The 11,135-nt window shown below is 39.7% G+C and carries 8 protein-coding genes; 4 read left to right on the top strand and 4 right to left on the bottom strand.

The window, feature by feature from the left end; genetic code table 11:
• Nucleotides 1-634 precede the first annotated feature (634 nt).
• From V7K53_RS30505 to V7K53_RS30490, 4 genes are all read left to right on the top strand, one after another.
• Entirely contained in the window at nucleotides 635-1,927 is a 1,293-nt protein-coding gene (locus V7K53_RS30505) for an ATP-binding protein (protein ID WP_335194276.1), read from the top strand.
• A complete protein-coding gene (locus tag V7K53_RS30500; RefSeq protein ID WP_335201220.1) occupies nucleotides 1,917-3,746 on the top strand; it encodes a tetratricopeptide repeat protein in 1,830 nt (609 codons plus the stop codon). Before V7K53_RS30505 ends, V7K53_RS30500 begins: the two co-directional genes overlap by 11 nt.
• A gap of 91 nt (nucleotides 3,747-3,837) precedes the next feature.
• Nucleotides 3,838-4,254: a XisH family protein gene (locus tag V7K53_RS30495; protein WP_335201218.1), complete on the top strand. Its 417-nt coding sequence runs from the start codon at nucleotides 3,838-3,840 to the stop codon at nucleotides 4,252-4,254.
• Nucleotides 4,242-4,577, top strand: coding sequence for a XisI protein (locus V7K53_RS30490; protein ID WP_335201217.1), 336 nt, complete (start codon nucleotides 4,242-4,244; stop codon nucleotides 4,575-4,577). Before V7K53_RS30495 ends, V7K53_RS30490 begins: the two co-directional genes overlap by 13 nt.
• 147 nt (nucleotides 4,578-4,724) lie before the next feature.
• On the opposite strand, the gene V7K53_RS30485 is transcribed toward V7K53_RS30490, so the two are convergent.
• From V7K53_RS30485 to ctaD, 4 genes are all read right to left on the bottom strand, one after another.
• Nucleotides 4,725-5,789 (bottom strand): PstS family phosphate ABC transporter substrate-binding protein, encoded by a 1,065-nt coding sequence (locus V7K53_RS30485; protein WP_335201216.1) that lies wholly within the window; start codon nucleotides 5,787-5,789, stop codon nucleotides 4,725-4,727.
• 161 nt (nucleotides 5,790-5,950) lie between these two features.
• On the bottom strand, nucleotides 5,951-7,204 hold the full coding sequence (locus V7K53_RS30480) for a serine/threonine-protein kinase (protein WP_335201215.1): 1,254 nt from the start codon (nucleotides 7,202-7,204) through the stop codon (nucleotides 5,951-5,953).
• 1,385 nt (nucleotides 7,205-8,589) lie between these two features.
• The gene (locus V7K53_RS30475; RefSeq protein ID WP_335201214.1) at nucleotides 8,590-9,216 is read right to left on the bottom strand and encodes a cytochrome c oxidase subunit 3; all 627 of its coding nucleotides are present in this window, start codon (nucleotides 9,214-9,216) and stop codon (nucleotides 8,590-8,592) included.
• Nucleotides 9,217-9,339: 123 nt separating this feature from the next.
• Nucleotides 9,340-11,076 (bottom strand): cytochrome c oxidase subunit I, encoded by a 1,737-nt coding sequence (ctaD, locus tag V7K53_RS30470; RefSeq protein WP_335201222.1) that lies wholly within the window; start codon nucleotides 11,074-11,076, stop codon nucleotides 9,340-9,342.
• Nucleotides 11,077-11,135: the final 59 nt, after the last annotated feature.

Below are 11,135 nucleotides of genomic sequence, written 5' to 3'. Positions count from 1 at the left end.
TTGATGTCGCAAAAGCTGGTTTTGATGTCGCAAAAGCTGGTTTTGATGTCGCAAAAGCTGGTTTTGATGTCGCAAAAGCTGGTTTTGATGTCGCAAAAGCTGGTTTTGATGTCGCAGAGCTTTATCTCATGTAGAGACGCAATTTATCGCGTCTAAAAAATTGACGCGTTAGAGAGACGCGATAAATCGCCGTCTCTACAAAGAATGTACTCGTTAATTATTCCTTGACAGACTACTAACTAATAGTAACAACAGCTACCATCGCATCGGCTAGAGGGAAATGAGACGAAGCACACTAAAAATTTATTTTTATAACTGAAAATTTTATTTTATTTATATGTTAAGTAGCTTTTAGGATGTTATCTGTATAATCTATCATTCAGTTTAAATTATTGAATGTATAATCTATCATTCAGTCTGATTAATTATTGACCTCTGTTACTCATTAATAGGTTGAAAATTGGTAATTCTGGCATCTCTTTTTAACACATAACATACCACTCACCTAGTAGTTATTTATTAACGGAATCGAAGAAGTTATCTAGGCGTACTCTATCCTAGACATGACCTAAACTTGTGCTTCAAAAATCATGAGCCATTATATGAATAGTTAGCACGTTAACAGCACCATCCAATGTCTCAAGACTTATTAAACTCCTTTCAAGAAGCATACAGCAATCTCGAACTGTTTCCGTTGATGGAACGGAACGAAATGGAAAGATTTCGAGTCGAATATGGTGATGATTTGATTGCAGACCTGAACCAATTAGTCGAAGATAGTCCGAATGGAGATGGCAAAATTGTCTTTACAGGACATCGAGGATGTGGTAAGTCTACTTTGTTAGCTGAATTTAGCCGACAAATTCAAGATAAGTATTTTGTAGTTCTCTTTTCTATTGCTGACAAAATTGAAATGTCGGCTGTTAATCATATTAATATACTGTTTGCGATCGCAGTTAATTTAATGACAGAGGCAGAAGCACGCAAAGTTGATATTCCACAATCTACTAAAGAAGCTCTTTATAAGTGGTTCGCTACCCGCACTCGCACTGAAGAATCCAATTTGCAAGCAGAAGTTAGTATAGGTTTTGACCTTTTAAAGTTGATTAGTTCTAAATTAAAAGCTGATGCAAGCGTTCGGGATGAAATTAAGCAAGAGTTTGAACGCAAGTTATCAGATTTAGTTGCCAGAATTAACGAAATTGCTGCTCTAATTCAAGCTGCAACGAAACAAAACGTTTTAGTAATTATTGATGATTTAGATAAACTGGACTTAGGCAGAGTTAACGAAATTTATCGAGATAACATTAAAGCTCTCTGTCAACCTAACTTTCAAATTATTTACACTATCCCTATTGCAGTTCTTCGAGAAACATTTATTAGCACAATAATTGCTACTGAAACCAACGACCAAGTTGTAGCAATGCCTGTCTTAAAAATATTTGATAAAGGTAAAAACCGCTTCCCAAATGCCCAACCTCGCCCAGAAGCAACAAAGATTCTCGGTGAGGTTTTACAAAAGCGGATTTCAAGTGAATTAATCGCAGCAGAAACGGCTGAAAAAATCGTAATTTACAGTGGTGGCGTATTACGAGAATTAATTCGGATTTCTAAGGAATGTTGTCGTATATGTTTGCGAACGATCCGGCGAAATCCTTCAGCCCAAGTTATTATTGATGATAAAATTCTTTTGCAAGCAATCAATAAAATTCGCAATGATTTTTCGATCCGTTTAGGAAAAACTGATATCGATATTTTGCAGAGCGTTTATGAACAATTTATGCCCAACGACCCCAAACAAGCAGAGTTTTTAGATTTGTTACATGGGCTGTATGTTCTAGAATATCGCACTGATGAAACTTGGTATGATGTTCATCCAATTATTATCGAAAGCTTGAGAAGACAGGGAGCCATTAATGTTAAATGAGGAATTATTAGATGATGAAGGAGAAAATCAAGATGCGTATGATGATTTAATTGTTTCTATTGAAGCTCAAAAGCGGGGATTAAATTTACTGATTGCAGTTTGCGATGATGCGAGCTTTCGCGATGAGATTATTGCTCAATATGAAGCTGAACTACAACCCGCCTTCGGTGCATATCGAGTAACTTTAGCACGTCAAGAACCTAGTCTCAAAGCTGCTCTTAACCAATTGGTACAACAAGAAGAATATCTCCGTCAGCAGAACCTGGCGGTAATCACTGTGACGGGTGCTGAACAATTGTATTTTCTCAGGTTGGGAAATGAGCAATCAGAACAGGAAAAGTTTTTTGGTTACTTACAGTGGACTAGGGAAGGATTGCGCGAATTTCCATTTGCGATCGTGCTTTGGGTAACTAACCAAATTTTAGTCAACCTAATTAAAAAAGCTCCTGATTTTTGGAGTTGGCGCAATGGTGTATTTCGGTTTGAATCTCAAAAGACAAATGCTATTCCTGGGAAAGAATTAGAAAATATCCGCTTTGTTTTTCGAGATACAGAATTAGCTAGCACAGATACTAATGAAACTAATCGCTTTTTCTTACCTATTCAAGATTTACAAAGGTTAATCGAGAAAGTAGAACAAGAACGGGGAACTAAAGACCCTACCTTGGCTACTTTATACTCAAGATTGGGCGATATTTACCACAGCAGATTAGATCGTGGTGAATCTCAAAACTATCAAGAAGAACAGGAATTAGCAATTAAATATTGGCGACAGGCGAGTGAGCTACAAAATGAATTAGGTTTGCAGATAGACTTAGCTAATAGCCTCAACAATTTAGCAGGAATATATCGTGCAACGGGAAACTATAGCGAAGCCGAACCCTTATATAAACAAGCTTTAGAACTGAGAAAACGCCTGTTAGGAGAAAATCATCCTGCTTTTGCTACTAGCCTGAATAATTTGGCAGGACTTTACAAATCTACTGGCCAATATAGTAAAGCAGAAGTTTTATATCAACAAGCTTTAGAACTGAGGAAAGGGTTGTTAGGAGAACACCATGCCGATGTTGCCGCTAGTCTGAACAATTTGGCATTACTATATGATGAACAAGGACGTTATGACGAAGCGGAACCTCTGTATTTGCAATCATTAGAACTCGAAAAACGTCTGCTGGGTGAAAATCATCTTTCTTTTGCTCTTATACTAAATAATTTAGCGCTACTTTATTATCATCAAGGACGTTACAGTGAAGCTGAACCTTTATCGCAACAAGCAATAGAATTAGATAAGCGATTTTTGGGAGAAGAAAATCCTGATGTTGCCACAGATTTGCACAATTTAGGTTTAATATACCGCGCTCAAGGACGCTACAGTGAAGCGGAATCTTTGTTTTTGGAATCATTAGAACTCAAGCAGCGTGTATTACAAAAGGCGCATCCGCTTTTAGCAGATACTATCTACGCTCTTGGTTATATGTACAGGGAACAGGGACGTTACAATGAAGCGGAACCCTTATGTATAAAAGCCTTAGAACTTGATAAGCACCTATTGGGAGAAAATCATCCCAATGTTGCCGAAAGTCTGAATAATCTGGCAGAGATTTATCGGGAAACTGGACGTTACGGTGAAGCAGAACCCCTGTATTTGCAAGCTTTAGATATTTGTGAACGAGTCTGGGGTGTAAATCATCACCGTAGTGTCACTATTCGTCAAAATTTAGAGAAACTTTCCACAGCAATGCAGAATAATGGAGAGTGCGATGTCTTGTCTACGACACGCTGCGCGAACGACAACCCGTTTGGGGAACGCACTGCATAGAGCAAAAATCTAATTTTGGGTTCAGCTAAACGCTAAAATATCATAAAAATAGAATATTTTCATTTTGAGACTCTAATCTAGAGATAGCAAAATGGCTAAAGATGTTTTCCATCAACAGGTAAAAAAAGCATTAATCAAAGATGGGTGGATAATTACTCACGACCCTTTTACAATTCGTGTTAGTGAAGCCATTAAACTACAAATAGACTTAGCGGCTGAAAATGCCATTGCCGCAGAACGGAATACAGAGAAAATAGCTGTTGAAATTAAGAGTTTTATTGCAGATTCAGATATTAGTGAATTTCATACTGCACTCGGACAATATTTGAATTACTGCCAAGCTATTGAAGAGAAAGAAGCAGACAGAGTGCTTTATTTAGCTGTTCCTATCGAAACATATGAAGACTTTTTCCAACTTTCTTTTGTCCAACGCACCCTTCATCGTTACCAAGTTAAGTTGATAATTTACGACCCAAAACGTGAGGAAATTCGGCTATGGATAAAATAGAACGCTATCGACAATTTATCAAACAAATTCTCAGCGAACATCAACAAATCACGTCTTATAACGATACTGTCAAATCACAATTAATTTTAGACAACGAAAACAACCATTATCAACTAGCTTACGTTGGCTGGCAAGGAGATAAGCGGGTGTTTGGCCCGGTCATGCATTTTGATATTCAAGATGGGAAAATATGGATTCAGTATAACGGTACAGAAGAGTCTGTTGCTGAACGATTGGTTGAGTTAGGTGTACCTCCTTCTGATATTGTTATTGGGTTCCATTCTGCTTTTAAGCGCCAGTTTACTTCTTATGCTGTCGAGTGAATGTAAATATTTTCAACTCAGATGATAAATACATAAATAGTAAATGTTGCGTAGTTTACCGTCGTAGGCATCGCTTCCCCAATATCCCCGACTTCTTAAAGAAGTCGGGGATCTGAATAATCTGTAGTGGAAAGTGCGATCGCTGTACTAGCGAACGCCAACGAAACCAGCTTGTTCAATTGCTCTTTGCCCTTGGTCAGTTAATAAAAGATTGGCATAAGCATTTCCAATCTGCTGTTCTGAACCTTTATTCTGCTTAATAATCACAAACAAATTAGCAATCATCGGATAGCTGCCATTTTTGATCGCCTGAGTATTTAGCTGGTTGCGCTGACGCGGACATTGTTCAGGTGAAACCATCGGCTGCTGATAGGGGGTAATTAGCCGATCGGAAGTCTGACCCAATGGCAAAGCCTTGACGCTACATTGAAAGACTACTGAACGGGCAGAAGCGTAATACACACCACCAGGGGTTTTACTGAGTTGGCGCACTGCATCTGTAGCAGAGTAGACATACTGCACATTAGAGCCAAATGCTTGCCCTTTTAAGTCGCGAAATATTACTATATCTGCGTCCTCTGGTCGTTGAGAAAAAGCTGTGATGGGTAGATTTGGCCCGCCGACTTGATTCCAGTTAGTAATTTTCCCTAAATAAATTTGCTGCAATTGTTCAACAGTTAAACCAGGCACATTGAGTGATGGGTTGACTACCACTGCTATCCCATCCATACCCACTTGACGTTGCTCAAGGGTGAAGCCTCGCTCTTTTGCCATAGCTTGTTCTTCATCTGTGAGGGGACGGGAAGACTGAGCAAAGTCTAGTTTCCCATCAAGCAACATCCGAATCCCGGAGCTAGAACCAGGACTACCATTAACAGGATTTACATAACGTAATTGTAGTTCCGGGCGATCGCTCTGGATCTGAGAATCTACCAACTGCCGAATAGATGCCCAAGCCGTACTACCTCCGTAATTGAATGAGGCAGGGGGAACATCAGCAACTGTCTGAAAACTTGATGCATTATTAGAGATGCGATTGAAATTTTGATTAGAGGAGTTAACGCTGTTGCGGGAGAATACATTTGGCTTCAATAACCACCAAAGTAATCCGCCAATAACCATAAGTGTGAGAACTTTACCAATAATCAAACCTCTGAGAAAGAGAGAGATTTCGCTGTTAATTAAAGCTTTTCTTTGATTTGTATTGTCCATATTTTTAAATATTGTTTCATTGTATTTATCTTACAGGAATATCTAAGTATTTATCCTACAGTAATCTTGAAATATTTAAATTTACAGTAAATTTGTAATAGCTAGTTAATAGCCAGTCTGATGATTGCTGCTAGATGATTAACTTTTCTAATGTAGTGAAATTAAATTTGCTCTTTGGTAGCTTTTGCAATGGTGCAATTGCTTTGACAGATTTTTCTGTTAGGTGCTGATTTAGCTAGTAGATTACTTGTATTAGTTAACGGGAACTCAACAAATCTTTCTAGAAAACTCTTGAGTGGAGTAGGTTGATTTGGAAGCGATGTCCCCGTATTAATAAATGTGTAGATTAAAACTATTACTATCAAACTCGTAGTTGCACCAAGACCAATACCCAGTAGCAAAATAAAGTTTCTATAAGTTAGCAAATAGGTATCATCAGCCTTGGGGTTGATGTCAGGAGATTGTGAAGACTGTGGTAAGGCTACGTCAGAATTAAGTGCTTGTAAAGCTTCTGTGGCAGACTGATAACGCTGGTTGTAGCGATCGCGAACCATTGTATCTAAAATATTTGCCAGAGCATCACTTACCTCTGCCTTATCGCGCCAGATAACTTCTCCAGTACTGGGATCTTCTGGTAATTGCTCAGGCATTAAACCTGTTAAAGCTTGAATGCCAATCATCCCGACTGCATAAATATCGCTGCAAAGTTTTGGCTTTCCCTTAGCCTGTTCGCTTGGCATATAGCCAGGAGTCCCAACCGCAATTGTTAAGCCTGCTCCCAAAGCACCAATTTTCTTAATACTCCCAAAATCAATTAGCACAATCTTTTGATCGGAGTACCGCCGCATTAAGTTTTGAGGCTTAATATCTCGATGAATAATATCGTGCTGATGAACGAAAGCCAGTACTTCTAGAATATCTTTTAATAAATTTACGACTGTATTCTCGTTCAGACGCTGACCTGGGACAATTTCTTGAGTCAACGCATGACCGTCAATAAATTCCTGGACTAAATAGAAATCTCCATCTTCATCAAAATGGGCAAACAGTCTCGGAATTTGATCGTGGTCGTTGCCTAGCTGATATAAAACTTCCGCTTCCCGATCGAATAGCTTTTTAGCGATGGGTAGAACAGCAGGGTTGGAATCTTTCGGGTGGAAATGTTTGACCACACAATGAGGTTGTCCTGGTAAATCCAAGTCAATGGCCAAGTAGGTATCACCAGAACCTCCACTTCCTAAGTGTTTGACAATCTCAAAGCGATTCCGAAGTGTTTTTCTGTTGAAAGACGATCGATGTCTGTTACGTATAGCACCCCCTAATAGGTAAGTATTATCAGATTCTCCGCTTCCCATCACTTTGACAGTCTCAAAGCGACTCCGGAGTGTTTTTCTGACTAAAGGGTTGTGGCTCATGTGGCGTATACTACTTCTTAATTTACTGACCATTCAGAGCTTGAGTAAGGTTATGAATAACTGCTTGCTGCTAGATTTACTGGTATTTGCGGCAGTTAGCCATCGCGCGACCTATGCTTTGGATACGTTTGCTGCTTAGTTGCTTGATTGCTTTGTTTAATACTCTTATAAGTATCTTAATACAAAATTAATTTATGAAATACTTCTGTAATATTATCACTTAAGTAAATTTAACACTAGTCCACAGGGTTTAAACTGTGGGCAGAGAATAATATTTATCAGTCAGGATGGTTATTTTTAACTGTTAAGTCTGATTACTGACAAAACCTTGAACAGTGAAATTTAAAGGCACAAATACCTTTACGGTGTTCGCCACAGTTTTGTTACCAGATTTTAGGCGTTATTAACTGCGATCGCTTTGTCAGATCAATGTGAGTTTGACGAAAAAACTAAAAAATATCGGGTAAGTTTTTGAGTTAAATATCGAGTGATGGTTTTTGAGGTAAATTAGGTGTAACTTTTTAATCACTCACACATGTTACGATCTCGATCTACTCATAATTCTGGCAAACCTGTAATGTGTATTCGCTTTAACGAAATACCACAATTAACACGTGTGATACCAATTCTTAAAAAATAATCCATCCCTACCTACCCTTAGCAAGACAAGGGTACGCGTCAGCGCTGGTTGGGTTATATGTCGCAAACATTTTTTGAATTGGTATCAACTACTTAAATGAGAAAGCAAAATTGCGAATTACAATACTTGCAATCTTTCCAATAACTTCAAGTTTCTACTTTTATGACTATAAGAAATATTAGGACGGCATTTCCTTAAATTAAATCCGCATAAATTTGCGAACTTTCTTTGTTTATTGGTTTACTCAGTCCTTAGAATATCAATTTACAGTATATTAACTGGTTATTCAATACTTTCTCCCAAACATCCTACTTTTCCGACCTTTCCCACCTTTTACTTTACTTGCATCTATATCGCTTCCAATAACTCAATTGCATAATAGTAGGAATAGTCTTAGCTAAAACTAGCCCTTTCAAGGTGACAAATGAACATACGTTGTTTCAGCGCTACCATCTTGAATCCTCCGCTCAGATTTTGGGCTTTCTGAAAGTTGAAATAACCAATCTTTGTTTCAAATTTCACCACCTTGAAAGGGCGAGTCCTATTAGCTTGTTTTTATATATTTTTTATTTAACTTTTTTAGGAAACCGATAAATATGTATTATCTGTAACCATTGTATAAGGATAGTACTGCTACGTCTCTACAATCTTTTTCACTGATATTTTTATTCTGTTAATAAAAAAAGCCCCTTAGTGGGGGCTTATTAAGTTGTCCGCGTGGATTGAACAACTAGTTAATTAATACTCACAGTAGATACAGTAATCCGAACAAAATAATCCAAATCACGTCAACGAAGTGCCAATAGATTTCGGCTGCTTCAATACCAAAGTGCTTTTCGTTACTATAGTGACCTGGAAGGCGCGATCGCCACAACACAGCAACAATTGCCAAAACGCCGAGAGTAACGTGCAATCCGTGGAAACCAGTCAAAACGTAAAATGCACTGGCAAATAAATTGGTAGTTAAACCAAATTCTAAATGGGTATATTCATATACTTGACCCACCAAGAAAATAGCACCCATTGCAGCAGTAATTGCTAACCAGATTTGCGCACCCCGTGTATCGTTCTTTTTAATAGCTGTGTCGGCATTGTGCATGACAAAACTACTAGAAATTAGATTGATGGTGTTAACTCCAGGTAGCAATAGTTCTAATTCTGGGGTACCGGCTGGGGGCCATGCAGGTAAGGTAGCACGGAAAGCCAAGTAGGCTCCGAACAGTCCCAAAAAAATCATCCCTTCAGCAATCAGGAAGACTATTAGCCCAAACAGACGATGGTCTGGATGTTCTTCATGATGACCGACGGACGCTTCCGCTGCATGGTGATGATTCAGTTCCGTTTTAGCTGGGTCAATAGTTTGACTTTGCATGAATTTTGATAAGTGGGGAATGGGGAGTTAAAAGTTAAGAGTTAAAAGTTAGGAGTTAAAAATTTTGAACTAACAACTTTATTAAAGTCATAACTCATCATTCATAACTCATAACTCCTAACTCTATTTCCGGTCTTCGGGATTGGCGGCAACCGCTGGGTCGGGTTCTGCTCTTAATACTGAGTTTGGCCCACCAGATAAGACGGGATTGGGATCGGATAAAGGTACATCTTCATTAGCATTTTCCAAACCGTAGTCGTAGGGGCCTGTAGCCAGTACTGGGGTTCGATCGAAATTCTCGATCGCTGGTGGTGAAGTTGTCATCCACTCTAAGGTAAGTGCCCTCCAGGGATTATTACCAGCTTTCTCGCCGTATAACCAACTCCAAATGGCATTGATGATGAAGGGGAATGTCGAAACTGCTAGTATGTAAGCGCCATAAGTGCAGATTTCGTTGAGAAAGGTAAATTTGGGGTCATACTGGGCAATACGGCGGTTCATGCCCATTAATCCCAGCTTGTGCATTGGTAAGAAGGTCATATTTAGACCAACTATTGTTAAGGCAAAGTGAACCTTACCCCAAAATTCGTTCACCATGCGTCCCGTCATTTTTGGGAACCAGTGGTAAATCGCTGCATAAATGCCGAGAACACTACCACCAAATAGCACGTAGTGCAAGTGTGCTACCACAAAATAGGTGTCGTGAACGTGAATATCAAAGGGCACTGCTGCCAACATCACGCCACTGATCCCGCCAATTACAAAGGTGCCAACAAAGCCAATAGCGAACAGCATGGCACTGTTAAGCCGGATTTTTCCACCCCACATGGTTGCTAACCAGCTGAAAATTTTAATTCCTGTGGGTACGGCAATGATCATCGTGGTGATCATAAAGAACATCCGCAACCAACCGGGGATACCGCTGGTAAACATGTGGTGCGCCCAAACAATTAGCCCCAAAAAGCTAATAGCAAGAGACGAATAAGCGATCGCTTTATAGCCAAAAATCGGCTTGCGGGAATGCACGGGGATAATTTCTGAAATTGCGCCAAAAAAGGGCAAAATCATGATGTAAACCGCTGGGTGGGAGTAAAACCAGAACATGTGCTGGTAAACTACAGGGTCGCCACCGCCAGTTGGATTAAAAAATGTTGTCCCGGCGATTAAGTCAAAGGCAAGCAGAATCAAACCTGCTGCTAGCACTGGTGTAGATACCAAAGTCAGTGCCGAGGTAGCAAACATCGCCCAGCAGAACAAGGGCATTTGATGAACCCCCATACCAGGGATACGCATCTTGAGCAATGTCACCAAGAAATTGATTGCCCCTAAAATCGATGACGTACCTAGTAAAAGGACGCTCATAATCCAAATTCCCTCACCGACTTGACCTGTTACCAAGCTCAGGGGAGGGTAGGAAGTCCAACCCGCATCTGGTGCATCGCCTACCACTAAACTAGCGATCAACAATAAACCCGCAGGGGGAATCATCCAAAAGGCAACAGCATTCAAGCGCGGAAATGCCATATCCTTTGCCCCAATCATCAAGGGAATGAGGAAGTTAGCAAAACCCGCACCAGCTGGCACGATCCACAAGAAAATCATGATCGTGGCGTGCAGCGTAAATAAGCTGTTGTAAACTTCAGGGGTGACAAAATCGACTTCTGGGGTTCGCAGTTCTGTACGAACCAAGTCAGCCATCACCCCACCAATGCAGTAGAAAATGAACGTAGTAACTAGGTATTGAATCCCAATCACCTTATGGTCGGTGTTGAAGCCAAAGTAGTCTTGCCATTTTCTGATCCCCGTCTCTTCACTAAGGGCGGGGATATTGGCAGTTTCTTGCAACTGAGCTTGTGTCATAGTCATTAGTCATTGGTCATTAGTCATTAGTCATTAGTCATTGGATTTTGACTAAATAA

It is taken from the genome of Nostoc sp. (assembly GCF_036917355.1).
In the GTDB taxonomy this organism is placed as follows: Bacteria; Cyanobacteriota; Cyanobacteriia; order Cyanobacteriales; family Nostocaceae; genus Nostoc.
Note: the sequence above shows the minus strand (reverse complement) of the source record. Positions and strands in the feature narration are given on the sequence as shown.

Bases quoted from the DNA above. Each gene is read 5' to 3' on its own strand.
- V7K53_RS30505 (WP_335194276.1), top strand. From the start codon at position 635: ATGTCTCAAGACTTATTAAACTCCTTTCAAGAAGCATACAGCAATCTC.
- V7K53_RS30500 (WP_335201220.1), top strand. From the start codon at position 1,917: ATGTTAAATGAGGAATTATTAGATGATGAAGGAGAAAATCAAGATGCG.
- V7K53_RS30495 (WP_335201218.1), top strand. From the start codon at position 3,838: ATGGCTAAAGATGTTTTCCATCAACAGGTAAAAAAAGCATTAATCAAA.
- V7K53_RS30490 (WP_335201217.1), top strand. From the start codon at position 4,242: ATGGATAAAATAGAACGCTATCGACAATTTATCAAACAAATTCTCAGC.
- V7K53_RS30485 (WP_335201216.1), bottom strand. From the start codon at position 5,789: ATGGACAATACAAATCAAAGAAAAGCTTTAATTAACAGCGAAATCTCT.
- V7K53_RS30480 (WP_335201215.1), bottom strand. From the start codon at position 7,204: ATGAGCCACAACCCTTTAGTCAGAAAAACACTCCGGAGTCGCTTTGAG.
- V7K53_RS30475 (WP_335201214.1), bottom strand. From the start codon at position 9,216: ATGCAAAGTCAAACTATTGACCCAGCTAAAACGGAACTGAATCATCAC.
- ctaD (WP_335201222.1), bottom strand. From the start codon at position 11,076: ATGACACAAGCTCAGTTGCAAGAAACTGCCAATATCCCCGCCCTTAGT.